The organism is Thermus tenuipuniceus, assembly GCF_002964845.1.
Classification (GTDB): Bacteria; Deinococcota; Deinococci; order Deinococcales; family Thermaceae; genus Thermus; species Thermus tenuipuniceus.
Map to the genome: position 1 here is coordinate 21,428 of NZ_PRDA01000042.1, position 22,582 is coordinate 44,009.

Consider the following 22,582-nt stretch of genomic DNA (forward strand, 5'->3'; position numbering starts at 1 on the left):
CTTACGCTCCCTTTTCCAGCTTAAGGGGTTCGCCAAAGTAGAGCTTCTGGTGGGGGTAGGGGATCTCGATCCCCTCCCGGTCCAGGCGGTTTTTGATGCGGCGGCGGAACTCCCGGGCCACCGCCCACTGCTGGGCGGGCTTGGTGCTGAAGAGGACCCGGATCACCACGGCGCTTTGCCCCAGGTCCTGCACCCCCAGGACCTCCGGGGCTCCGGTGAACCGGTCCTGCCATTCCGGGTCCTGGTGGAAGCGGGCCACCTCGTCTTGGAACACCGCCAAAACCCGGTCCAGGTCCTCCTTGTAGGCCACGCCCACGTCCACCACCGCCCGGCTCCACTCCTGGGTGAGGACCGTCACCTGGCGGACCTCGGAGTTGGGGAGGAAGTGGACTCGGCCCTCCAGGTCCCGGAGGACGGTGAGGCGCAGGTTGAAGCGCTCCACCTGTCCTCCCACCCCGTTGATGAGCACGATATCCCCCACCCCGTACTGGTCCTCTAGGAGGATGAAGAACCCGTTGATGAAGTCGCGGATCAGGTTCTGGGCAGCGAAGCTGATGGCCAGGCCCACCACCCCGGCCCCGGCCAGCAGGGCGGTCACGTTAAAGCCTAGGTTGGAAAGGAGAAAGAGGCCGCCGATCACCAGGATGCCTACCCGCAGCACCGACTCCACCACTGCTCTCAGGGTTTTCCGCCGCACCGCCTCCCGGGTCAGCTCCCCTTCCGGCTCGGGCAGCCGGGCAAGGAGGAGGGGGATGAGGCGGTAGCCCACAAAAGTGAGGCCCAAGATTACCAGGACGGCCAGGCCCCGGCTTCCCAACCACTGGGTGAGGGCCTTCCCCCAGGTGGCCAGAGGCTCCAGGGGCCAGGCGAGGGCGTGGGCCAAGTAGCTTAGGGCCAGCAGGGCCACCACCCCCCACCAGAGGAAGCCCAGGGCCCGGAAGAAGCGGTCATCCCGCTCCGTGGGGGTGAGGCGCCCCAGGGCGTTCAGGGCCTTGGCCCCATAGCGGCCTAAAAGCCAAGCCAGGAAGAGGGCTAGGGTTACGTGTAGGGCCACCATGGTGGGAGTATATCCCCGAGTATATTGGGGGCATGGAAAGCCATGTTCCGGAGCCGACCTTTACCCTCGAGGGCTGGCACATCCTTCACGACTTCCGCCGCTTGGACCATGCCGCCTGGTTCTCTGCCCCCCAGGAGGAACGGCGGGCGGCCTGGGAGGAGCTTAGGGAGATCCTGAAGGAGTGGGAGAAGGCGGAGGCGGAGGGCAAGGGGTCCTTCGGCGTGTACCAGGTGATCACCCAGAAGGCCGACCTCCTCTTCCTGAATCTGAGGGAGAACCTGGATGCCCTCCTGGAGGTGGAGGCCAGGCTCAACAAGAGCCGTTTCGCCCGCTACCTGAGCCCCGCCTACGGGTTTTACTCGGTGGTGGAGCTGGGGAGCCAGACCGGGCCCTTGGATCCCGAGGCCCCCTACATCAAGCCCCGCCTGACCCCTAAGGTGCCCAAGACGGGCTACGTATGCTTCTACCCCATGAACAAGCGGCGCATGGGCCAGGACAACTGGTACATGCTCCCTGCCAAGGAGCGGGCCGAGCTCATGAAGGCCCATGGGGAGACGGGGAGGAGGTACCAAGGGAAGGTGTTGCAGGTGATCAGCGGGGCCCAGGGCCTGGACGACTGGGAGTGGGGGGTGGACCTCTTCAGCGAGGACCCCATCCAGTTCAAGAAGATCGTGTACGAGATGCGCTTTGACGAGGTATCCGCCCGCTTTGGCGAGTTCGGGCCCTTCTACGTGGGCAAGTACCTTACCGAGGAGGCCCTGGGCCGCTTCCTGGGGGGGCTATGAGGCTTTGGTCCTTCAGCCTGTTCCGGGTGGTGCCGGAGTTTCGGCGCCTCGAGGCCGAGCACCAGGAGCACCTTAAGGAGGAGTTCGCCCAGTTTCTGGCCCGCTGGCAGGAAAAGGAGGGCTTCCTCCGGGTTTACAGCCAGGTGGGGCTTTCCGCGGAGGCCGACTTCCTCCTCTGGCAGGGGGCCTTGCACCCCAGGGCCCTTCAGGCCCTTAGGCGGGAGATGCACCGCACCCGCCTCATGGGGTTTCTGGAGCCCGTGGCCCTTTACCTGGACCGGGGGGAGGGGGAGCCAGGGGAGGAGTTTTTGGCCCTTTTCCCCTTCGGCCTGGAGGGAGGCCCCCCCGAGGGGGCGAGGGTCTTCCAGGGGGAGGGGCTTTTGGTCCTCGAGGGGCCTTGGGAGGTGCTCTTCCCCCTGGCCCTGCGGGAAGGGGGGTACCTCGCCGCCCGGCGCACCCCCAGGGAGCTTCTGGACGAGCTTTAAAGGGAGGCCCAGAGGGCTAGGCCCCCGAAGAGGAGGAGGCCTAGGGCCAGGGTGAGGAGGGCCGCCCGCCTCGTCTTCCGCAGCAAAAGGCCAAGGAGGAGGCCGGTGAGGCTCACCAGGGCCAGGAAGAGGGCGGAGGCGTCCAGGGCCCACCGCCAGGCCCCGGGGGTGTCCCGGCCCTTGTGCAGGTCGTTGAGGGCCGCCACCAGGCCGGCCTCCGTGAGGCTTAGGGTGTACGCCCCCGTCTTCAGGTCCACCTGGGCATCGGCTCCGTAGCCGGGGGCCCGGAAGGAAAGCCAGGCCTGGGCCCCGCTTTGGCCGTACTCGGAGACCCGCCCCCTGAGCCCGAGGGCCCGGAGGTCCTCGGAAAGCCTCAGCCAGTCCACGGCCTCCCCCTGCAGGTAAGGAGCACCGGGCAGGGTTCCGGTGAGCTTCCTCACCCGCCCCTCCCCGAACCACTCCGGGTGGTTCAGGGTGAGACCGGTGAGGGCGAAGAAGAGGAGGGCGAGGAAGGCCAACATGGAGAGGTAAAGGTGGAGGGTCCGGGCCCAGGCGTAAAGCCGGGCCCGCAAGGGGCCCACCCTACCCCTAGCCCTTCCTACCGTAATCAAGGACCACCTCCTTGAGCTCCCCCTGAAGGGGATAGGCCCTCTGGAAGGGCTTGTCCCCCATCTCCACCTTTTCGCGGAAGAGCTCGTAGGGGCCGTGTTCCCGGGCGTACTCCACGCACACGTAATAGGCGCCCTGGGCCACCGTCCTTCCCCGGTCGTCCTTGCCATCCCAGGCCAAGGTGTAGCGGCCCGGGGGGCGGGTGGGGCCGGAGAGGGTGCGCATCCTCTCCGGGTCGGAAAGGCCAAAGTAGCGCCTTAGCTCGTTCCACCAGCGCTCCCCCTTCCCCGGCATGAGGAAGAGGGCCAGGGTCCGGACCAGGTTCCCCCGCTCGTCCTCCACGTAGACCGCCACATAAGGGGCCCGGTAGCGGAACCCTCCGCCCTCGTAGGTAAAGCTCACCCGGAGCTCCATCCCCTGGGGCCAGGGTCGTCCCTGGGCTCGGGCCAGGCCCAGGGCCAGGGCCCCGCCCAGCACCCGCCTAAAGAAGCTTCGCCGGCTGTAGTAGCGTTTGAGCATCGCTCCCTCCTTCTGGGCCGGGCACGGGGCCTTCCGGGGCGAAGAGGACCCCTTTGGCCCCGAAAGCCGCAAGCAGGGGAAAACCCTTCCTCCCCAGGACGAAAAGCGCCTTGGCCAGGCCATCCGCTAAGGCGGCGGAGGGGCCCAGGACTGTGGCCTGGAGGCCAGGGGCGGGCCTGCCGGTGCGGGGGTCCAGGAGGTGGGGGCCCTTGTGCCGCAGGCCGCTGGTGGCCACCCCGCCCTCCTCCAGGGGGAGGACCAGGGCAGGGGGGGCGTTGTCGGGGCCCAGGGGGTCTTCTACCGCTACCTCTGCCCGCCCTGGCCCCTTGCGGGCCAGGTCGCCGCCCAGGTTCACCAGGACGGCCCTTGCCCCCGCCCTCAGGGCAGCTTCCGCCGCCCGGTCGGCGATGTAGCCCTTGGCCAGCCCGTCCAGGTCCAGGGGGGCCAGGATCTCCACCTCTTTCCCCTGGAGGCGCAGGGCCTCCCCTCCGTGGCGGGGGGCGGGGTGGAAGGCCCCGCCCGTGGCCTCCTGGAGCCTCAGGGCCAGGGCCAGCACCTCCCGCATCTCGGGGCTTGGCCGGCCGCCGCCCCGGCGTACCAGGCGGGTGAGTTCGCTCTCCCGGTGGCGGCTGAAGACCGCTTCCAAGCGTTCCACCTCCGCCAAGACCGCCCGGAGGGCCCCTGCCCCCCGCCAGGGCGGGGCGAGGACCTGGACCTCGAGGAAGCTTCCCAAGACCCCTTCCCACCTGGCCCCGTACCGGCCCATGCCCTAGAGGGTAGGGGAGGGCGGTTAGGTGAGGGTTAGCCCGGCCCATAACCCCCGCCTAACCGCAGGGGGGCATACTGGAGGCGTGCAGGTGCTCCTTCTGGAGGACGAGCCCCGCCTGGGCCGGGCGGTGGAGGGGGCGCTTTTGGCCCAGGGGTACGGGGTGCGCTGGGCCAAGGGTTTAGAGGAGGCCCGGGAGGCCTTCTTGGAGCTGGAGCCCGACCTCATGGTGCTGGACGTGCGCCTGCCCGAGGACCCGAACGGGGGCTTCCGCTTTGCGGAGGAGGTGCGGGAGGCGGGCTACCGGGGGCCTATCCTCTTCCTCACCGCCCGGGATACCCTCGAGGACCGGGTCTTCGGCCTGGACCTGGGCGGGGATGACTACCTGGTGAAGCCCTTCCACCTGGAGGAGCTTCTCGCCCGGGTGCGGGCGCTCTTGCGCCGGGCGGCGGAGCCTAAGGCGAGCCGGGTGCGCCTGGGGCCTTTGGAGGTGGACCTGGCGGGGCGGAGGGTTTTGTACGGGGGGCGGCGGGTGGACCTTTCCTTAAAGGAGTTCGCTCTCCTAGAGGTCCTTCTCCTCCACCCAGGCCGGGTCTTCTCCCCGGAGGAGCTGGCGGAAAAGGTCTTCGGCGACGGGGAAAAGGTGGGGGCGGTGAAGGTCTACGTGCACTACCTGCGGCAGAAGCTCCACCCTGGGGTGGTGCGCACCGTCCCCGGGGGGTACCGGCTTGGCCATGAGCCTTAGGGCCCGTTTGGCCCTCTTCCTGGCCCTTTCCGTGGGGCTTGCCCTCCTCTTCCAGGGGGGCTTGAGCTACCTGGCCTTCCGGCGCCTCCTCGAAGCCGACCTGGACCGCTCCCTGCTCTTCTACGTGGACGCCCTCTCGGAGGGCAGGAGGCCTCCCAGAGGGGAGTTTGCCTTCCGCCTGGTGCAGGGGGAGGAGGCACACCAAAGTCCCAACTTTCCAGACTGGCCGCGGTTTACCCCGGGGGCCTATTGGCGGGAGGGGTGGCGGGTCTTGGTGTTGGAGGTGCCGGGGGGTACCCTCACCGTGGCCCGGTACGACCCGGGGGCGGCGGGGGCCTTGGCCCGCTTCCGCCTAGCCCTTCTGGGAAGTGGCGCCTTGCTTACCCTGTTGGCGGTGCTTCTGGCCTCGAGGGTGGCCGGGGCTGCCCTAAGCCCCCTCTCCCGCCTTACAGAGGTGGCCCGGCGGGTGGCGGACTCCGGGGACCTCTCCCACCGGGTGGCCCCGGGAGGGGGCGGGGAGCTTAAGGCCCTGGCCGAGGCCTTCAACCACATGCTGGAGCGGCTTCAGGCGTTTTTGGAAAGGGAACGCCGCTTCACTCGGGATGCCGCCCACGAGCTCCGCACCCCGGTGGCGGCGGCCCTGGCCCAGCTGGAGGCGGCGGAGGCTGGGTATCTGCCCCGGGAGGAGGCCCAGGAGGCGGTCAAGGAGGAGCTTCTCCGCATGAAGCGCCTGGTGGAGGCCCTTTTGGTCCTGGCCCGGGAGGGTCGGGTGGAGCGGGCGGAGCTGGACCTGGCGGCCCTGGCCCGCCAGGAGGCGGAGGCCTTCGGGGTGCCTTACCGGGGGCCCGAGGCCCTGCCCTTCCACGGGGATCCCCTCCTCCTTGCCCAGGCCCTGCGGAACCTATTGCGAAATGCCTTTTTGCACGGGGAGGGGAGGGGGGTGGAGGTGGTGCTGAGGCTGGAAGGGGAGGGAGTGGTCTTGGAGGTGCAGGACCAGGGGCCAGGGATGCCCGAGGAGGCCTTAAAGGAGGCGGGTAGGCCCTTCTTCCGGGCCTCGAGGAAGCCCGGGGAGGGGCTTGGCCTCTCCGTAGCCCAGAAGGTGGCCGAGGCCCATGGGGGACGCCTAGAACTTTTGCCCCATCGCCCCGCGGGGCTTAGGGCGGGGCTCCGCCTTCCTTTTAACTCCGGGCTAACCCCGTAGCCGTAGGCTGCCTTTGGGATGATGAAACAGGTGTGGTGGCTTTTCCTCTTTCTGCCCGCCTTGGCCGGAGGGGTGGACCTTCTGGCCCTGGTGCGCCAAAGCCCGGCCTTCCGGGACCTGGAGGCGGAGAGGGTGCAAGCAAGGCTTTCCTTGGAGGCAGCCTGGGCGGGGCTTGCCCCCACCTTGACCCCCCAGGGTAGCTATGCCCGGACCCCATTGGGCCAGGAAACCCTTTCCCTGGGGGTGGGGGGAAGCCTGCCTCTTTTGCCCTGGGGGCCAGCCCAGGATAACCTGGAGGCAGCCAAACGGGCCTACCGCCAAACCCTTCTGGACATCAAGGCCCAGGAGAACGCCCTCTTCCAGAAGGTCCTGTCCCAGTACTTGGAGGCCTACCTGGCGGAGTTGGACCTTGGGGTGGCCAGGAAGGCTCTGGAGCTTGGGGAGGCCCAGTTCAAGGCGGTGGAGGCCCAGCAAGCCAGGGGCCAGGCCACTTTCCAGGCATTTCTAGAGGCCCAGGCCAGCCTGGCTCAAGCCCAGGCAGAGACCTTGCAGGCAGAGCTTTCCTGGAACTTGGCCAAAGCCCGCCTCGAGGCCAGCTTGGGCACCCAAGTGGAACCTGTTCCCCTTTCCCTTCCCCAGACCCTGCCCACCCTGGACGAGGCTTTGGCCGCCAGGGAACGGAGGCCCGATGTGCAAAAGGCTAGGCTGGCCCTGGAAGATGCGGAGGCCCTTCTGGCCCAGGCCCGGCGGGACCGGTTTTTCCCCTCCGTGAGCCTGGGTGTAAGTGTGGCGGAAGGGCCAGGGAGTCTGGGGGTCAGCCTGGACCTGAAGACCGGGCAGCTGGGATACAGTCTCCAGTACAGTTCGGGAAAGTCGCAAAGCCAGACCAGCCTCCAACTCCAGGCCAGCCTTCCCCTACTGCAACCATCCCAAGATGCAGCCCTTGCCCTTAGGGAGGGGGCCGTGGTGCAGGCCCGGCGGAACCTGGCCAACGCCTTGGTCACGGCGGAGCTGGACCTTAGGTCCAAGCACCAGGCCCTGCAGCAGGCCCAGGGACAGCTGGAGGTGGTGGCAAAGAGCCTACAGGCGGCGGAAAACTCCTTGGATAATGCCAGGAGGCGCCTGGCGGCAGGTACGGGAACCGCCTTAGAGGTGAAGCAGGCGGAGCTTGGCCTTTTACAGGCCCAGCGGGCATGGGAGGGAGCCAGGGCTGGGCTTTTGCAGGCCTACTACGCCCTTTTGGATGCTATGGGGGAATCCCTTTTAGGAGGTGAGGAATGAGGTGGGCACTGGCGGTTTTGTTCTTGGGTGCCATGGCCCTAGCCCAGTCGGTGTTGGACTGGGGGGGCGCATGGGAAACGGCCTTACAGCATAACCCTGGGTACCAAAATGCCCTCCTTTCCCGGGAAACGGCGAGGATGGAACTTAGGGCCCTAGAGGCCGATCCCAGCACCTTGATCCAGTCCCTCACACAGGCGCGGCAGGCCTTGGCCTTGGCGGAGCTCCAGGTACAGGCGGGCCGCCTTAGCCTTTTGCAGAGCCTCCTTGCCGCCTACACCAACCTCCACGAGGCCCAGGAGAATGAGAAGGTGTTGGAGGCCAACCGGGCGCTGGCGGCAAGAAACCTGGCGGTGGTCCGCGCCCAGCGCCAAGCGGGCAACGCCACCGATTTGGATGTGGCCAAGGCCGAGGCCGCCTTGCGCTCGGCGGAACTGGCCTGGAAAAACGCCCAAGGCCAACGTCCAGCCCTGGTCAAGGCCTTGGAGGCTGTCTTGGGAGTTGTCCTTTCCCAAGAACCTAAGCTTTTCCCCTTGCCTGAGCCCAAGCTCTCGGACCTTAGCCTGGATTCCCTGAAGGAGGGGTTGCAAAACCGCCTTCCCAGCCTTTTACAGGCCAAGCAGGCGGTGGAGCTGGCGGAACTCCAGGTGAGCCTAGCCGATAACGATTACACCCCCCGCCTGACCCTGGAAAAGGCCCGCTCCAGCTTGGAAACCGCCCGCAGAAACCAGGGGAACACCCTGGCTCAGGCCCTCTCCGCTTTGGAGAGCGCATATGCTCAGGTGCAAGCGGCCTGGGGCCAGGTGCTCACCGCCCAGGAAGCCTTGGCTAACCAGGAGAAGACCCTGGGGGTGGCCCGGCGTTCCTTTCAGGCAGGGACCATCAGTCTCCTGCAGCTAGAACAGGAGGAGGCGGGCCGCTTTCAGGCCCAGTACTCCCTCTTGCAAGCGCAAAACGCATACTGGCGGGCTCTGGCAGCTTTGAGCGTGGCGGCGGGGCAGGACCTCACGGGCTTGGGGGTGGAGCCATGAGGCGTTGGCTCCTTTTGGCCTTGGGGTTGCTTCTTGGGATAGGGGGTTACCTTCTTCTCCGTCCCAAGGGCATATCCCAGATCCAGGAGGTTCCCGAGGTCTACACCGTAACCCGGGGAGACGTGCGGGTAGTGGTGGCGGGCTCGGGGAGCCTGGCTCCCTGGCAGACCCTCGAGGTGCGCCCCGAGGTCCAGGGGACCCTCATTTCCGTGGCGGATGAGGGAAAAGAGGTGAAGGAGGGTGAGGTGTTGGCAGAGCTGGACCTGGCCCCTTTCCGCCGAGCCCTGGAGAAAGCCCAAGCCGATTTGCAAAGGGCTCAAGCCGACCTGGCCAACACCCGCACCCAAGGGGAAAGTAGCCTGGCTTCCTTGCGGGCCGGCGTGAAAAGTGCCGAGGTGGCCCACGCCAATGCCCAGGCTTCCTTAGAGACCGCCCGGCGCAACCTAGAGGCTACCCAGTTGCTCTACCAGGCGGGAGGAGCCAGCCGCCAGGCACTTTTGGAGGCGGAAGCCGCCTACACCAACGCCCAGCGCACTTTGGAAAACACCCGGGCTGGCCTCGAGGCTCAACGGGAAAGCCTGCGCCTGCGCCAAGCCCAGTTGCAAGAGGACCTCAAAGCCCAGGAAGCTGCTTTGGCCCAAGCCCGTCTAGCGCTGGAGGAAGCCCGGTCCAACCTGGAGAGGACCCGGATCCGTGCCCCCTTCGCTGGGGTGGTGCTTTCGGTTTCCGCAAACCCTGGGGCGCAGGTGGGTCCGGACAGGTCCCTTCTCACCTTGGGTGACCTTTCCGCCTACACCTTAGTCCTGGAGGTGGATGAGACCGAGATTGCCAAGGTCCAGGTGGGGCAACGGGTGAACGTAACCTTGGAAGGCCTTCCAGGAGAGACCTTTCAGGGTCAGGTAGAGACCATCAGTCCCCAGGGGCAGGTGGTAAATAATATTCCCGTCTTCAAGGTGACGGCGCGCCTTCCTTATGATGCGCGCCTGCGCCCAGGTATGAGCGCCGACGGGGAGATCGTGGTGGAGGAGGCCCGGGGGGTTTTGGTGGTCCCCAAGCGGGCGGTGGAGCGGGTTCGAGGCCGGGCCTACGTGAACGTTCTCCGTCCAGATGGTTCCACGGACACCGTGCGGGTGGTCCTGGGGACGGAGGATGCCCGTATGGTGGCGGTGCTGGAGGGGTTGAAGGAGGGGGACCAGGTGGTTCTGCCCAGGGCTGGGGGGGCATCCCAGACCCCCCGTACCCCTTCATCCCCCTCCCCGGTTCCTCTCCCGGGCTTTGGGAGGTAAAGGTGCTCCTGGAGCTTAAGGGCGTAAAAAAGGTGTACCAAAGCGGAGGGGTTTCGTTTCCAGCCCTGAGGGGCGTGGATCTCAGGGTGGAGGAAGGGGAGATGCTTTCCATCATGGGGCCTTCGGGAAGCGGCAAGAGCACCCTGCTTCACCTCCTTGGTCTTTTGGACCGCCCCACGGAGGGGGAGTACCTCCTTTTGGGTAAACCCACTTCCGCCCTTTCCGAGGAGGAGCGGGCCTATTTGCGAAACCGGTTTGTGGGCTTCGTCTTCCAGGCTTTCTTCCTCCTGCCCCGGCTTTCGGCGGTGGAGAACGTGGAAGTACCCATGGCCTATGCGGGCATTCCCCGGCAGGAGCGGCACCGACGGGCCCTGGCCCTTTTGGAACGGGTGGGTCTATTGGACAAGGCGAAGAGCCTCCCCAACCAGCTTTCTGGTGGTCAGCGCCAGCGGGTGGCCATCGCTAGGGCCCTGGCTTTGAACCCACCCCTTCTTCTGGCTGACGAGCCCACCGGCGCCTTGGACAGCAAAGCCGGAGAAGAGATCATGGCCCTTTTTCAAGCGCTTAACCGCGATGGGACCACGGTTATTATCGTTACCCACGAGCCCTTGGTGGCGGAGAAGACCCGGCGCATCGTGCGGGTGAGGGATGGGGAGATCGTGGCCGATGAAAGGAGGGGACAGGGTGGTGGCCGCTGAGCCTGGGAAAGGAGTCGGTTTGCGGGGAAAGGTAGGGCTCTCCTTGGAAGAGGTGGTGCACATCGCCTTGAGGGCTATTGCCACCAACCCCTTGCGCTCTGCCCTTACCGCTTTGGGGGTAGTGATCGGGGTGGCGGCGGTGGTGGCCCTCACCATGGTGGGGCAGGGAACTACCCAAAGGATCACCTCCCTTTTGGAGGGATTGGGCACCAACCTCCTCACCGTGGGTCCCGCCCAGGGGGGAAGGGGCCCGGGGGGTGGGCTGGTGCGCTTTGGTGGGCCGGCTACTCTTCCCCTTTCCGACGCCCATGCCATCCGGGAGACCTTTCCCCAGGAGGTGGTGGGGGTGGCCCCCGTGGCCCAGGGAAACTTCCAGCTTAAGTATGGAGTGAACAACCTCAGGGCCACCGTGGTGGGTACCTGGCCCGATTTTGCTCAGGTACGCAATGCCGATCCGGAAAGGGGAAGCTTTTTTACCCAAGAGGATGTGGACCTAAGGCGGCGGGTAGCGGTGATCGGTTACGGCGTCGCTCAGGATCTCTTCGTGGGGGAGGATCCCCTGGGACAGCGCCTGCGCATCGGGGGCATGCCCTTTACCGTGGTGGGGGTCTTACCCGACAAGGGGGACCAGGGCTTTGCCAGCGTTAACTACCAGGTTTTTGTTCCCCTTTCCACTTACCTGCAACGCCTGGCCCGCCTCGAGGCGGGAGAGCCCAAGGTAAACGCCATTTATGTGCAAGGAGCAGACCGAAATCACCTGAAGGAACTCCAGGAGCGCCTAACCCAGTTTCTGGCAGAGCGGCGGGGCTTGGTGGACCCTAGCACCTACGACTTCTCCATTACCAACCAGCAGGACGCCCTGCAAAGCGTGAACCAGACCACCTTGGTCATGACCCTTTTCCTTGGGGGAGTGGCGGCTATCAGCCTACTGGTGGGAGGAATCGGCATCATGAACATCATGCTGGTTTCCGTTACTGAGCGCACCCGGGAGATCGGGGTGCGCAAGGCCCTGGGGGCCCGGCCTAAGGACATCCTGGCCCAGTTCTTAGCGGAGTCCGTGGTCCTCTCCGTGGGGGGAGGGGTTCTGGGGGTGGGGCTTGGCCTCCTTATGGCCCGGCTCGTGGGCCAGGCCATCGGGGTAAGCCCGGTGTTCTCCCCCTTGAGCGCAGGGGTGGCCTTTCTGTTTGCCATCTTCGTGGGGGGGTTTTTTGGCCTCTACCCCGCCTGGCGGGCGGCCCGCCTGGATCCGGTGGAGGCCTTGCGGTACGAGTAGGAGGTAAGGGATGGGGAAGAGGGTGGCGACGATTACGGGCTCTTTGTTACTCCTTGGCTTGGCCTTGGCCCAGGGCCAGGCCCCGGGCAGTCTGGACCCAGCGATGCGGGAACGGCTCCAGGCGTACCAGCCGGTTTTTGAACTTTCCAGCACGGTGCGCTTCCTCCTAGAGATGGATGGGCAGAAGGGACTTTCCATCACCAAGGCGCAGGCCCAGAGGCTCTTGCCCCTTCTTAACCGGCTCCAAACCCTTCCCGATTTCAAGCCCAAGGAAGCGGAAAAAATCCTGGTGGAGATTGAGGATAAGATCCTCACCCCCGTCCAGTTGAAATGGCTGGATACCCGCAGGCTGGAACTGAGACGAGAGCGCCAAAAGCGCCAGGGTTCACTCCCTGGCCAGGGGGGGGCAGGGGCTGCGGTCCCCAGGGCAAGGTGGGCAGAGTCCAGGGGGTGGGGGGAGTTCCAGGCCCTCTTGCGGGGGGAGCCCTTCAACCCCTTCCGCCAAGGCAGGGGGGCAGAGGACCTCAAGGCCCTCATCGCCCGCTTGGAGAGGCGCTAGCGCAACCGCTTAAGGGCCTCCTTGATGAGCTCCTGGGCCTTGGCCTGGGGCTTTTGCGCCAGGAGGTCCAGGACCACGCTTCGGGCCTGCCCCTCCTTGAAGCCCAGGGCGGCCAGGGCCAAAATGGCCTCCTCCGCCGCCTGGCTTGCCACCTTCTCCCCGGTGAGGAGCCCCGCAGGCACCTTCCCCTTGAGCTCCAAGGCGATGCGCTCGGCAAGCTTCTTCCCCACGCCGCTGGCCGAGGTGAGGAGCCTCAGATCCCCCTCCGCCAGGGCCTGGGCCAGGAGCTTGGGCCCGAGGGCGGAGAGGAGGGCCAAGGCGGCCTTGGGCCCCACCCCGCTTACGGAGAGGAGGAGCTCAAAGAGGGCGAGGCTCGCCTCGTCGGGGAAGCCATAGAGGAAGAGCCCGTTCTCCCGGAGCTGGAGGTGGGTGTGGACCGTCACCTCCTGGCCCTCTTTGAGGCTTTGCAGAACGGTCTGGGGGGCCTGCACCAGGAAGCCCACCCCATTCACCAGAAGGAGAAACCCCCCTTCCTCCCTCTTCAGGACCGTGCCCTTCAGGTAGCGGATCATCGGCCCTGGAAGCGGGGCGGGCGTTTTTCCCTAAAGGCTCTTACCCCCTCCTCGTGGTCCTGGGTGCGGCCCGCTTCCCCTTGCAGGATGGCCTCGAGGGCCAGGGCCTCCGTGAGGGAAAGCCGGTAGGTTTCCAAAAGGAGCTTCCGCGTGAGGGCGTAGGCCCGGGTGGGTCCTTGGGCGAGCTCTTTGGCCAGCGCCAGGGCCTCCTCCAAAAGCCTTTCCCCCGGCACCACCCGGTGCACCAGCCCCAAGGCCAAGGCCTCCTCCGCGGAGAGCCTAGGGGAGAGGAGGAGGAGCTCCTGGGCCTTGGCCAGGCCCACCAGGCGGGGCAGGAGGAAGCTCATCCCCGAGTCCGGCACCAGGCCGATGCGGGTGAAGGCGGTGGCGAAGGTGGCCTCCTTGGCGGCCAGGCGCAGGTCGCCCCAGAGGGCCAGGCTCATCCCTGCCCCCGCCGCCACCCCGTTCACTGCCGCCACCAGTGGCTTCTCCAGCCCCGCCAGGGCCTCCACCACCCGGTTGTAGCGGCGGAGGTGGGCCTCGTAGTCGGGCTTGGCCTCCCCGAACTCCCCAAGGTCCTGCCCCGCACTAAAGGCCCGCCCGGCCCCCGTGAGGAGGAGGGCTCGGACTTCGGGGTCCTCCTGGGCTTCCTTTAGGGCCTGGTAAAGCTCGTCCAAGAGGGCACCGGTTAGGGCGTTCAGCTTCTCCGGCCGGTTTAGGGTGAGGATAAGGACGCCTTCCCGTCTCTCCTTCAGGACCATGGCCCTATTGTAAAGGTCCTAAAGCACCTACACCGCTTTTTGGTGTAGCCTAGATGAAGGGGGTATGCGCCCCCTTCTTGGGAGGTAGGATGGAGCTCACGTTGGAAAACCAAGGCTACTTGGAGGCCCTCTACCGGGCCTATCTGGAGGATCCCTTCTCCTTGCCGGAGGAGTGGCGCCGCTACTTCTCCGCCCTGGCGCTTGGGGGGGAGGAGGACCGGCGACGAGAACCCGTGCCCGCGGCCCCAGCGGAGGCTTTGGACCTGGCCTTCCTCCTCAAGGTGGAGCGCCTGGTCCAGGCCTACAGGGAGCTTGGGCACCTGGCCGCCCGCATCGATCCCTTGGGGCGGGAGCGGCCGAGGCCCAAGGAGCTTTCCCTGGAGGCCCACGGCCTTTCCCGGGAGGATCTCTTTAGGTCCCTTCCCCCTCTCTTCGGCGCCCCCACCCTGGGGGACCTCCTGGGCCGCCTGGAGGCGGTTTACCTGGGCCCGGTGGGGTTTGAGGTGGTCCATACCGAGCCCGAGGAGCGGGCCTGGCTTCTTTCCCGCATCGAGGCCCCCTGGCCCAAGCCTCCCCGCGAGGTGCGCCGCCGCATGCTGGAGCACCTCATGCAGGCGAGCCTCTTTGAGGCCTTCCTGCAGCGGAAGTACCTGGGGGCCAAGACCTTTAGCCTCGAGGGCCTGGAAGGCCTGGTTCCCCTTCTCTTGGAGGCGGTGGAGGAAGCCGCCCGCCAAGGGGTTAAGGAGGTGGTCCTGGGCATGGCCCACCGGGGGCGGCTCAACGTCCTGGCCCACGTGGTGGGCAAGCCCTTTGAGCGCATCTTCCGCGAGTTCGAGGAGATCTTCCCCGAGGGCTACTCAGGGGATGTGAAGTACCACCTGGGCTTCTCCAACGACCTCCCCACCCCTTACGGGCCGGTGCACGTTTCCCTCAACTTCAACCCCAGCCACCTGGAGTTCGTGAACCCCGTGACCCTGGGGAGGCTTCGGGCCAAGCAGGACCGCTTCGGGGACCGGGAGCGGAAAGGGGGCCTGGCCATCCTGGTCCACGGGGACTCGGCCTTCATCGGGGAGGGCATCGTCCAGGAAACCCTTAACCTCTCCCGGCTTCCCGGCTACCGGGTGGGGGGGACCCTCCACGTGGTGGCCAACAACCAGCTGGGCTTCACCACCCTGCCCGAGGAGTACACCTCCTGCCGTTACCCCACGGACATCGCCAAGATGGTGGGGGCTCCCGTCTTCCACGTGAACGCCGAGGCCCTGGACGAACTCTGGTTTGTGCTGGGCCTGGCCCTGGAGTACTGCCAGCGCTTCGGGAAGGACGTGGTGATTGACCTGGTGGGCTACCGCCGCCGGGGCCACAACGAGACGGACGAGCCCACCTTCACCCAGCCCCCCATGTACGCCCTCATCTCCAAAAAGCCCGAGCCCTGGAAGGTCTATGGGGATAGGCTCCTTGCCGAGGGGGTGGTGGCGGAGGGGGAGCTTAAAGCCAAGGAGGAAACCTACCTGGCGAACCTGGAGGGCGAGTTCGCCCGGGTCAAGGCGGAGCCGGGCCCCGTAGTGCCCCACGGGCTTTCCGGCATCTGGCAGGGGTACGTGGGCGGGCCCGACCACCTGGTGCCCGAGGTGGACACCGGGGTGCCAAGGGAGGCGCTAAAGGAGCTCCTCCTTCGCTTGAGCGCCGTGCCCGAGGGCTTCCAGGTGCATCCCAAGCTGAAGCGCTTCCTGGAGGCTAGGAGGGAAATGGCCGAGGAGAAACGCCCCCTGGACTGGGCGGCGGCCGAGGCCTTGGCCTTCGCCTCCTTGGCCGCCGAGGGGCACCGGGTGCGCCTCACGGGGCAGGATGCCCTAAGGGGCACCTTTACCCAGCGCCACGCCGCCCTTTACGACTACCAGACGGGCAGGCCCTACATTCCCCTGCAGCACCTGGCCGAGGGCCAGGCGGAGGTGGAGATCTATAACTCCCCCCTCTCCGAGGCCGGGGTGCTGGGCTTTGAGTACGGGTACAGCCTGGACTACCCCGAGGCTTTGGTCCTCTGGGAGGCCCAGTTTGGGGACTTCGTCAACGTGGCCCAGGTCTACATCGACCAGTTCCTGGCCAGCGCCGAGGTCAAGTGGAACCGGCTTTCCGGCCTGGTCCTCCTCCTGCCCCATGGCCTCGAGGGCCAGGGCCCCGAGCACTCCTCCGCCCGGCTGGAGCGCTTCTTGCAGCTTGGGGCCAAGGACAACCTCCAGGTGGCCTACCCCACCACCCCTGCCCAGTTCTTCCACCTCCTCCGCCGCCAGGTGAAGCGCAAAATCCGCAAGCCCCTCGTGGTCCTCACCCCCAAAAGCCTCCTCCGCCACCCCGAGGTGGTTTCCAGCCTGGAGGAGCTTGCTCAGGGGCGCTTCCAGAAGGTCATCCCCGAGAGGGTCAAGGGAGCCAGGAAGGTCCTTCTCACCTCGGGGAAGGTCTACTACGACCTCTTGCAGAAGCGGAGGGAGATGGGGGCGGAGGACGTGGCCCTGGTGCGGCTTGAGCTCCTCTACCCCTTCCCCGAGGCCGAGCTTAAGGAGGCCCTGGGCTTCTACCCCAGGAAGACCCCGGTGGTTTACGTCCAGGAGGAGCCGGTGAACCAAGGGGCCTGGTGGTACCTCTCCGCCCGTTTCTGCGGGGAGATCTACGGCCACCCCTTCAGCGTGGTGGCCCGGCCGGAGTCCCCGAGCCCCGCTGTGGGCTCCTCCAAGGTGCACAAGCAGGAGCAGGAAAGGCTTTTGGAAGAGGCCTTCAAGTGAGGAGGTAAACGGTGCAAGAGCTGAAGGTGCCCTCCGTGGGCGAGTCCATCGTGGAAGTGGAGATCGGCGCCTGGCTGAAGAAGGAAGGGGAAGGTTTTGCCCAGGATGAGCCTCTAGTGGAGCTCATCACCGACAAGGCCACCCTGGAGCTCCCCGCCCCCTTTGCGGGAACCCTGGAGCGGATCCTGAAGCGCACCGGGGAAACCGCCAAGGTGGGGGAGGCCATCGCCCTTCTTAAGGCCTCGGGGGAGGCGCTTCCCCGGCCTGAGCCCGAGGCCACAGTACCCCAGGCACCCGAGCCCCAGGAGCCCCTGGCCATGCCCGCCGCGGAGCGGGTTTTGCGGGAGGCAGGGGTATCCCCAGGGGAGGTGGTGGGCACGGGCCTGGGTGGGCGGATCCTCAAGGAGGACGTGGAGCGCCACCTGGAGGAGAAGGCCAAGCAGGCTCCGCCCCAGGCGGTGCCTCCCCGGATGCCGGAGCCCGCACCGCTTCCTGTCCAACCCCCGGCTGACCGCCCCTGGCGGGTGAGCGAGGCGGTGCCCATGAGCCCCTTGCGCCGCCGCATCGCGGAGAGGCTTCTCATGGTGCGGCAGACCACCGCCATGCTCACCACCTTCAACGAGGCGGACATGTCCGCCATCATCGCCTTGAGGAAGGAGCTCGGGGAGGCTTTCCAGAAGAAGCACGGGGTGAAGCTGGGTTTCATGAGCTTCTTCGTGAAGGCGGTGGTCCAGGTGCTCAAGGAGATCCCTGAGCTCAACGCCGAGATCCGGGACAACACCATCCTCTACCACCGCTACTACGACATCGGGGTGGCCGTGGGCGGGGGAGAGGGGCTGGTGGTGCCGGTCATCCGGGACGCCGACCGGCTTTCCTTCGCCGAGATCGAGCGCCAGATCGCCGACTTCGCCGAAAGGGCCCGCGGCAAAAAGCTGAAGCCCGAGGAGCTCATGGGGGGCACCTTCACCATCACCAACGGGGGGGTGTACGGCTCCCTCAACTCCACGCCCCTTCTCAACCCGCCCCAGGTGGGCATCCTGGGCATGCACGCCATCCAGGAGCGTCCTGTGGCCCGGGACGGCCAGGTGGTGATCCGGCCCATGATGTACCTGGCCCTTTCCTATGACCACCGCATCGTGGACGGCCGGGAGGCGGTGACCTTCCTAAAGCGGGTCAAGGAGCTGGTGGAAAACCCCGTGCGCCTGATGCTGGAGGTCTAGCGTGGAGGCCTACGACCTGTTGGTGATCGGGGCGGGGCCCGGGGGGTACGTGGCCGCCATCCGGGCCGCCCAGCTAGGGATGAAGGTGGGGGTGGTGGAAAAGGAGAGGGCCCTGGGGGGCACCTGCTTGCGGGTGGGGTGCATTCCCTCCAAGGCCCTTTTGGAAACCACCGAGCGCATCCATGAGGTGAAAAGGGGTTTGATAGGGGCCAGGGTGCAGGGCCTCGAGGTGGACCTCCCCGCCCTCATGGCCCACAAGGACAAGGTGGTCCAGGCCAACACCCAGGGGATCGAGTTCCTCTTCAAGAAGAACGGCATCGCCCGCCACCTGGGAAGGGCCCGCTTCCTCTCGGACCGGAAGGTTTTGGTGGAGGAAACCGGGGAGGAGCTTTCCGCCCGCTACTTCCTCATCGCCACGGGAAGCGCCCCCCTCCTCCCCCCCTGGGCGGAGGTGGACTTTGAGCGGGTGGTGACCTCCACCGAAGCTCTAAGCTTTCCCGAGGTGCCAAAGAGGCTCATCGTGGTGGGGGGCGGGGTGATCGGCTTGGAGCTCGGGGTGGTCTGGCACCGCCTGGGGGCGGAGGTGGCCCTCCTGGAGTACCTGGACCGCATCCTCCCCACCATGGACGCCGAGGTTTCCCGGGCGGCGGAGCGGGTCTTTCGAAAGGAGGGGCTTAACATCCGTACGGGGGTGAAGGTGCAGGCGGTGCGCCCCGAGGGCAGAGGGGCCCGGGTGGAGCTGGAAGGGGGAGAGGTCCTCGAGGCGGACCGAGTCCTTGTGGCGGTGGGCCGCAGGCCCTACACGGAAGGCTTGGGTCTGGAAAACGCCGGGCTTGCTCCCGACGAACGGGGCCGCATTCCCGTGGACGAGCACCTCAGGACCCGCGTCCCTCACACCTACGCCATCGGGGACGTGGTGCGGGGGCCCATGCTGGCCCACAAGGCCAGCGAGGAGGGCATCGCCGCAGTGGAGCACATGGTGAGGGGCTTCGGCCACGTGGACTACCTGGCCGTTCCCAGCGTGGTCTACACCCACCCCGAGGTGGCGGGGGTGGGGTACACGGAGGAGGAGCTGAAGGAGAAGGGCATCCCCTACAAGGTGGGGAAGTTCCCCTACTCGGCGTCGGGCCGCGCCCGGGCCATGGGGGAGACGGAGGGCTTCGTCAAGGTCCTGGCCCACGCCAAGACCGACCGCATCCTGGGGGTTCACGGGATCGGGGCCCGGGTGGGGGATGTACTGGCTGAGGCCGCCTTGGCCCTCTTCTTCAAGGCCAGCGCCGAGGACCTAGGCCGGGCCCCCCACGCCCATCCTTCCCTTTCCGAAATTCTCAAGGAAGCCGCTCTAGGGGCTTGGGAGAAGCCCATCCACCTCTAAGGGAGTGCTACTCTGACCTCAAGCCGGTAGGGCCCTAAGGTCCAAGACCCCAGGATCTGGTCCAGCGGAATCTGTAAACGAAAGTTCTCTGGTTGATCCAGAAGGACAAGAAGTAGGCCCCGCAAGGGTTTGACAAGGGGTATGGACGTTTCCCCCTTCTCGTCGGTCCTACGGGCCGTACCCTTGGCGTTAGGCAAGCCGTTAGGGGCTACCGGTTGTAGGGTCACCCAGATTCCCGGCTGGGGGTTCCCTCCCTTGAGAACCTGTACGTACATTACCCCATAAGGTGTTGGTTCCCCTGGAGGCATGGGCTTAGGTATGGGCGCCACTCCCTGGCTCCAGGCCACGGTCTGGAAGCCCAAAAGAAAGGCGAGCAATGCTTGGCGGGTCGTGGTCATCTAGCCTCCTGCAAGCTAGCCCGGGCCCCGCGGGACCCGGGCCGAAAGGTTGTGCTTCACTTGCCCAAAAGGGCATTCAAGCTAGCTACTGCATCCACCAATCCGTAGCCGTACTGACCACCGGCTGCGTAATCGGGCTTGGCCGCTTGTCCGGTCAGGGTGGCGTTGGCCCCGCGCTCCAAGGCCAGACGGACCTCCTCGGGTCTAGCTCCCGGCTTAGCCGAGAGCAGGAGGGCTACTACCCCGGTTACATGGGGTGCGGCCATAGAGGTCCCTTGGAGGAAGGCGTAGGGGTCGCTGGGGTTTTGTGCCACAGGTACCGTGGAGAGGATAGCGGCTCCGGGAGCGGCCACGGTCACGTAAGGGCCTGTGTCCGAGAACCCAGCCCGCCGGTTGTCGTTGCTGGTAGCCCCCACGCCGATCACCCCGGGGAGGAGGGTGCTGTAAGAGACCGGGTACGAGGGCCGGTTGCCAGACCGGTAGGAGTTACCCGCCGAGAACACGTAGACCACACCTTTCTGGGTACCGTATGCCAGGACGTCTAGGAAGGCCTTGCTCTTGGCTCCAGAGCCCCAGGAGTTGTTCACCACCTTAGCCCCGCAGTCGGCAGCGTACTTGAGGGCCCGCACCAGCATGTAGTTGGTCCCGCCGAAGTACCCTAGGGCCCGAAGGGCCATGAGCTTGGCTTCGGGGGCTACGCCCACCACCCCTATGCCGTTGACGGCGGCGGCGATGGTGCCTGCTACGTGGGTGCCGTGCCCTCCGGAGTCCGAGGGGTCGGTATCGTCGTCAACGAAATCGTAGCCGTTGTTCCCTGGACAGGAAGGGTTGTTAGGGTTGGGGTTTTGCCAGAGGTTGGCGGCCAGGTCGGGATGGGTGAGGTCGATGCCCTCGTCCACTACGGCCACCACCACCCCCTGACCGCGGTACCCTTGGTTCCACACCTGTGGGGCTTTTACCCGGTATACGCCCCAAAGGTAGGGCACATTCTGGTAAAGGGTACCGTCTGCGCCCGTGGCCTTGAGGGGGTCACCGGGCGGTACCTGCACGAAGTAGGGGTCGGTAATGCTGCCGGTGTAGTCCAAGGGGCGGAGACCCTGCGGGCCAGGGATCTCCAAGGTTCGGACCATTTCCCGGCCAGGATTTTCCACCCAGTAGTTAGGCTCGGCATAAGCCACCCCCTCGAGGGCCCCATAGGCGGAAACGTAGCGGACCTCCTGGCCCTCGGGGACCTTTAGGCGAACCAGGCTGCCCCAGCCCGGCTCCGAGATTTGCTCCAAGACCCGGCTTTCCCCCAGGGTCTGGAGACCCTGGGCCTGAAGGCCTCCGGGGCGGTACTTTACCAGGATCTCCCCGGCTACGGCGGCCTGACCCTGGATCTGGGTGAGGGTGGGTTCCGGGGCAGGGCGTTGACCAGTGGGACTGTTCTGGCCACAAGCGGCCAGGAGAAGGGCAAACAAGGTTAGTTTCCAGATGCGCATGGTTCCTCCTGCATCACTGGACCAGGAAGGTGCGGGTTTCGCTCACGGATTGGCGGTAGCCCCGCTGGAGTAGGTTCTGGTAGGCCCCCTGGGGCACGTACCCTAGCCTTTCCAGGAAGGCTTGGGCCATCCGACCTCGGGCTTGGTTGACGGTGCTCCCCTTGTAACCTTTCAGCCTAGGATAGTGGGCTGGGTCCAAGTAAAGCCGAGCCTGCAGGGCGCTAGGGTCCATCCCGATGTACTCCAGCATCCCCGTTTGGTCGTCGGTGCTCACGTCCCAGGAGTAGGTTGTCCCGCTGGACAGGGGTATGGGCAAGGCGATCTCGGTCTTAGGGGTATAGCCTACCCAGACCAAGTTGCCCGTTTGGTCGTATACTGAGACCACATACACCTGTCCACCAGAGACCTGGGTCCAGGAGAGGGTAGGGTTCGGTCCCAGGGTAGCTCCGTCGTTGACGGTGAGCTTGGGGGTGTCCAGGAAGGAGACGGTGAGGGCCTGGCTCAGGTTGCTCCCGTCCCGCCACTGCTGGACCGAGGAGTAGTCCAGGATACTCTCTGCGGCCGAAAGCCGGACGGCGTGGCTTTGTACCGTGATCTGCTGGGAAACGTCGGTGGGGGGCAGGGCCAGGACCCGGAGGTTTTTGGTGGTTTGCCCCCGGAAGTAGTACTGGCCTAGCTCGATGTCCCCCGAGTGGATGGCGTGGGCGAAGGAGGCCGTGCTGAGGGAGAAGGCGTTCCAGCTGGGGCTCGTGGGGTTAAAGTTGAACCCGGTCAGGGCCCCATAGTCGTGGCTCACGGCGAGGGTAGTGACCCTGGGGTTGCTCTGAGGGTCGAAGGCCTCGAGGGCTACGTTTTGGCTAGTGCTGGTCCCGTTCAAGTAAACCCGCACCTCGGGGATGAGCTGGAACTGGGCCCAGTAGTACTCTGTGGCCGTTTGGCAGTTCCCGGTATCCGTGCCCGTGTAGTTTCCAGCCCAAAGGCTTCCCGAGGCGGCGTACAGGTTGTTGGTGGAGCTTATGGGGATTTGATAACTCCCCGAGGGGCTGGTGGTCACCGTGCGCCCGCCGCCGTAGACCACCAGGCCGTTTTCGCAGGGCTGGGGAGGGTTGAAGAGCTGGGTCAGGTTCCTAGGGGTGGTGCTCGCCACGGGTTGGTTGTTGAAGGTGACGTTGCCTGTAATGGTGCCCGTGCGGGCAGGGTAGCCTGGAAGAATTTTAGAGGCCGGGGCGGGTAGGTAGATGTTCATCTCCGAGGCCGTCCCGTACGGGGAGCGGTAAGCGCTGAGGGGTACCTCAGCAAAGGTCTGGGCAGCTATCCCTTGGCCTGCCGGTGGGATGACGGTAAGGGTAAAAGTGGAGACTCCTCCGGGAAGCGTAAGGGAGAAGCTCCCGTCCAGACCGGTGGTGGTCTTTAGAGTGCTATTGCCCACCTGGACCTGCACTTGGGCCCCATGGATGGGCTGGCCCCCTGCGCTAGGGCTCGTGAACACGTTGCCCTGGAGTTGGCTCTGGGGTGGCGGGGTGCACGCCCAGAGGCCTAGCAAGGAAACTGCCATTGCCGCAATGCCTAGTTTTTTCATGCCTGCCTCCTTAGGAGCTTACGGCCTTTTCATATCAGGCGGATCTGCCCCTTGTCAAGCTTGTGTAGTTGGCCACCACATTTGAGACACCTTGGGGAACCGACCCCTCCTGCATCCTAGCCAGAAA

Annotated in this window: 21 protein-coding genes; 13 read left to right on the forward strand and 8 right to left on the reverse strand. The window is 66.0% G+C overall.

Translation table 11 applies throughout. The annotated features are described in order from the left end of the window. Window position 1: 1 nt before the first annotated feature. A complete protein-coding gene (locus tag C2847_RS10485; protein WP_105318297.1) occupies window positions 2-1,057 on the reverse strand; it encodes a mechanosensitive ion channel family protein in 1,056 nt (351 codons plus the stop codon). A gap of 32 nt (window positions 1,058-1,089) precedes the next feature. On the opposite strand from C2847_RS10485, the gene hemQ reads away from it, so the two are divergent. Both hemQ and C2847_RS10495 read left to right on the forward strand, forming a co-directional pair. Then, entirely contained in the window at window positions 1,090-1,842 is a 753-nt protein-coding gene (gene hemQ / locus C2847_RS10490) for a hydrogen peroxide-dependent heme synthase (protein WP_105318298.1), read from the forward strand. Beyond that, window positions 1,839-2,327 carry a chlorite dismutase family protein gene (locus C2847_RS10495; protein ID WP_105318299.1) on the forward strand — a complete coding sequence of 163 codons (489 nt, stop codon included), beginning with the start codon at window positions 1,839-1,841 and terminating at the stop codon, window positions 2,325-2,327. Before hemQ ends, C2847_RS10495 begins: the two co-directional genes overlap by 4 nt. On the opposite strand, the gene C2847_RS10500 is transcribed toward C2847_RS10495, so the two are convergent. From C2847_RS10500 to C2847_RS10510, 3 genes are read right to left on the reverse strand one after another with little or no spacing between them, the layout of a single operon-like run. After that, on the reverse strand, window positions 2,324-2,938 hold the full coding sequence (locus tag C2847_RS10500; RefSeq protein WP_105318300.1) for a PepSY-associated TM helix domain-containing protein: 615 nt from the start codon (window positions 2,936-2,938) through the stop codon (window positions 2,324-2,326). The genes C2847_RS10495 and C2847_RS10500 overlap by 4 nt on opposite strands. Continuing rightward, window positions 2,916-3,455: a DUF2271 domain-containing protein gene (locus C2847_RS10505; RefSeq protein WP_105318301.1), complete on the reverse strand. Its 540-nt coding sequence runs from the start codon at window positions 3,453-3,455 to the stop codon at window positions 2,916-2,918. Before C2847_RS10505 ends, C2847_RS10500 begins: the two co-directional genes overlap by 23 nt. Continuing rightward, window positions 3,418-4,221 (reverse strand): FAD:protein FMN transferase, encoded by an 804-nt coding sequence (locus C2847_RS10510; protein WP_105318302.1) that lies wholly within the window; start codon window positions 4,219-4,221, stop codon window positions 3,418-3,420. The genes C2847_RS10505 and C2847_RS10510 overlap by 38 nt, the downstream gene beginning before the upstream one ends. Before the next feature lie 85 nt (window positions 4,222-4,306). On the opposite strand from C2847_RS10510, the gene C2847_RS10515 reads away from it, so the two are divergent. From C2847_RS10515 to C2847_RS10550, 8 genes are read left to right on the forward strand one after another with little or no spacing between them, the layout of a single operon-like run. After that, complete coding sequence (locus tag C2847_RS10515; RefSeq protein WP_105318303.1) at window positions 4,307-4,966, forward strand: response regulator transcription factor; 660 nt, start codon at window positions 4,307-4,309, stop codon at window positions 4,964-4,966. After that, window positions 4,956-6,167, forward strand: coding sequence for a sensor histidine kinase (locus C2847_RS10520; RefSeq protein WP_105318304.1), 1,212 nt, complete (start codon window positions 4,956-4,958; stop codon window positions 6,165-6,167). Before C2847_RS10515 ends, C2847_RS10520 begins: the two co-directional genes overlap by 11 nt. Window positions 6,168-6,185: 18 nt before the next feature. Next, window positions 6,186-7,448, forward strand: a complete 1,263-nt coding sequence (locus C2847_RS10525; protein ID WP_244187442.1) for a TolC family protein — start codon at window positions 6,186-6,188, stop codon at window positions 7,446-7,448. Further along, on the forward strand, window positions 7,445-8,476 hold the full coding sequence (locus C2847_RS10530) for a TolC family protein (protein WP_105318305.1): 1,032 nt from the start codon (window positions 7,445-7,447) through the stop codon (window positions 8,474-8,476). The genes C2847_RS10525 and C2847_RS10530 overlap by 4 nt, the downstream gene beginning before the upstream one ends. Further along, the gene (locus C2847_RS10535; protein ID WP_105318306.1) at window positions 8,473-9,762 is read left to right on the forward strand and encodes an efflux RND transporter periplasmic adaptor subunit; all 1,290 of its coding nucleotides are present in this window, start codon (window positions 8,473-8,475) and stop codon (window positions 9,760-9,762) included. The genes C2847_RS10530 and C2847_RS10535 overlap by 4 nt, the downstream gene beginning before the upstream one ends. A 2-nt stretch (window positions 9,763-9,764) precedes the next feature. Next, complete coding sequence (locus C2847_RS10540; protein WP_105318307.1) at window positions 9,765-10,460, forward strand: ABC transporter ATP-binding protein; 696 nt, start codon at window positions 9,765-9,767, stop codon at window positions 10,458-10,460. Window positions 10,461-10,479: 19 nt separating this feature from the next. Further along, window positions 10,480-11,733 (forward strand): ABC transporter permease, encoded by a 1,254-nt coding sequence (locus C2847_RS10545; RefSeq protein WP_105318319.1) that lies wholly within the window; start codon window positions 10,480-10,482, stop codon window positions 11,731-11,733. Between the two features lie 10 nt (window positions 11,734-11,743). Beyond that, window positions 11,744-12,292, forward strand: coding sequence for a hypothetical protein (locus tag C2847_RS10550; RefSeq protein WP_105318308.1), 549 nt, complete (start codon window positions 11,744-11,746; stop codon window positions 12,290-12,292). Here C2847_RS10550 and ruvA read toward each other — a convergent pair. After that, window positions 12,289-12,864: a Holliday junction branch migration protein RuvA gene (gene ruvA, locus C2847_RS10555; RefSeq protein ID WP_105318309.1), complete on the reverse strand. Its 576-nt coding sequence runs from the start codon at window positions 12,862-12,864 to the stop codon at window positions 12,289-12,291. The genes C2847_RS10550 and ruvA overlap by 4 nt on opposite strands. Next, on the reverse strand, window positions 12,861-13,625 hold the full coding sequence (locus C2847_RS10560) for an enoyl-CoA hydratase-related protein (RefSeq protein WP_105318310.1): 765 nt from the start codon (window positions 13,623-13,625) through the stop codon (window positions 12,861-12,863). Before C2847_RS10560 ends, ruvA begins: the two co-directional genes overlap by 4 nt. Before the next feature lie 89 nt (window positions 13,626-13,714). Here C2847_RS10560 and C2847_RS10565 point away from each other — a divergent pair, with 89 nt between their 5' ends. Genes C2847_RS10565 through lpdA form a run of 3 tightly spaced genes read left to right on the forward strand, consistent with a single transcriptional unit; the run spans window position 13,715 to window position 18,997 of the window. After that, the gene (locus C2847_RS10565; protein ID WP_105318320.1) at window positions 13,715-16,402 is read left to right on the forward strand and encodes a 2-oxoglutarate dehydrogenase E1 component; all 2,688 of its coding nucleotides are present in this window, start codon (window positions 13,715-13,717) and stop codon (window positions 16,400-16,402) included. Between the two features lie 11 nt (window positions 16,403-16,413). Continuing rightward, a complete protein-coding gene (odhB, locus tag C2847_RS10570) occupies window positions 16,414-17,622 on the forward strand; it encodes a 2-oxoglutarate dehydrogenase complex dihydrolipoyllysine-residue succinyltransferase (protein WP_105318311.1) in 1,209 nt (402 codons plus the stop codon). A 1-nt stretch (window position 17,623) separates the two neighbouring features. Continuing rightward, entirely contained in the window at window positions 17,624-18,997 is a 1,374-nt protein-coding gene (gene lpdA, locus C2847_RS10575; RefSeq protein ID WP_105318312.1) for a dihydrolipoyl dehydrogenase, read from the forward strand. A gap of 454 nt (window positions 18,998-19,451) precedes the next feature. Here lpdA and C2847_RS10580 read toward each other — a convergent pair whose 3' ends face one another. Together C2847_RS10580 and C2847_RS10585 are read right to left on the reverse strand one after the other, a co-directional pair. Next, window positions 19,452-20,876 carry a S8 family peptidase gene (locus tag C2847_RS10580; protein ID WP_105318313.1) on the reverse strand — a complete coding sequence of 475 codons (1,425 nt, stop codon included), beginning with the start codon at window positions 20,874-20,876 and terminating at the stop codon, window positions 19,452-19,454. A 13-nt stretch (window positions 20,877-20,889) separates the two neighbouring features. Beyond that, window positions 20,890-22,317: a hypothetical protein gene (locus C2847_RS10585; RefSeq protein ID WP_105318314.1), complete on the reverse strand. Its 1,428-nt coding sequence runs from the start codon at window positions 22,315-22,317 to the stop codon at window positions 20,890-20,892. Between the last annotated feature and the right edge of the window lie 265 nt (window positions 22,318-22,582).

Coding starts and splice junctions, on each gene's coding strand:
- C2847_RS10565 (WP_105318320.1), top strand. CDS start 13,715: ATGGAGCTCACGTTGGAAAACCAAGGCTACTTGGAGGCCCTCTACCGG.
- C2847_RS10535 (WP_105318306.1), top strand. CDS start 8,473: ATGAGGCGTTGGCTCCTTTTGGCCTTGGGGTTGCTTCTTGGGATAGGG.
- hemQ (WP_105318298.1), top strand. CDS start 1,090: ATGGAAAGCCATGTTCCGGAGCCGACCTTTACCCTCGAGGGCTGGCAC.
- C2847_RS10510 (WP_105318302.1), bottom strand. CDS start 4,221: ATGGGCCGGTACGGGGCCAGGTGGGAAGGGGTCTTGGGAAGCTTCCTC.
- C2847_RS10485 (WP_105318297.1), bottom strand. CDS start 1,057: ATGGTGGCCCTACACGTAACCCTAGCCCTCTTCCTGGCTTGGCTTTTA.
- C2847_RS10580 (WP_105318313.1), bottom strand. CDS start 20,876: ATGCGCATCTGGAAACTAACCTTGTTTGCCCTTCTCCTGGCCGCTTGT.
- C2847_RS10525 (WP_244187442.1), top strand. CDS start 6,186: ATGATGAAACAGGTGTGGTGGCTTTTCCTCTTTCTGCCCGCCTTGGCC.
- C2847_RS10495 (WP_105318299.1), top strand. CDS start 1,839: ATGAGGCTTTGGTCCTTCAGCCTGTTCCGGGTGGTGCCGGAGTTTCGG.
- C2847_RS10530 (WP_105318305.1), top strand. CDS start 7,445: ATGAGGTGGGCACTGGCGGTTTTGTTCTTGGGTGCCATGGCCCTAGCC.
- C2847_RS10505 (WP_105318301.1), bottom strand. CDS start 3,455: ATGCTCAAACGCTACTACAGCCGGCGAAGCTTCTTTAGGCGGGTGCTG.
- C2847_RS10550 (WP_105318308.1), top strand. CDS start 11,744: ATGGGGAAGAGGGTGGCGACGATTACGGGCTCTTTGTTACTCCTTGGC.
- ruvA (WP_105318309.1), bottom strand. CDS start 12,864: ATGATCCGCTACCTGAAGGGCACGGTCCTGAAGAGGGAGGAAGGGGGG.
- C2847_RS10520 (WP_105318304.1), top strand. CDS start 4,956: ATGAGCCTTAGGGCCCGTTTGGCCCTCTTCCTGGCCCTTTCCGTGGGG.
- C2847_RS10560 (WP_105318310.1), bottom strand. CDS start 13,625: ATGGTCCTGAAGGAGAGACGGGAAGGCGTCCTTATCCTCACCCTAAAC.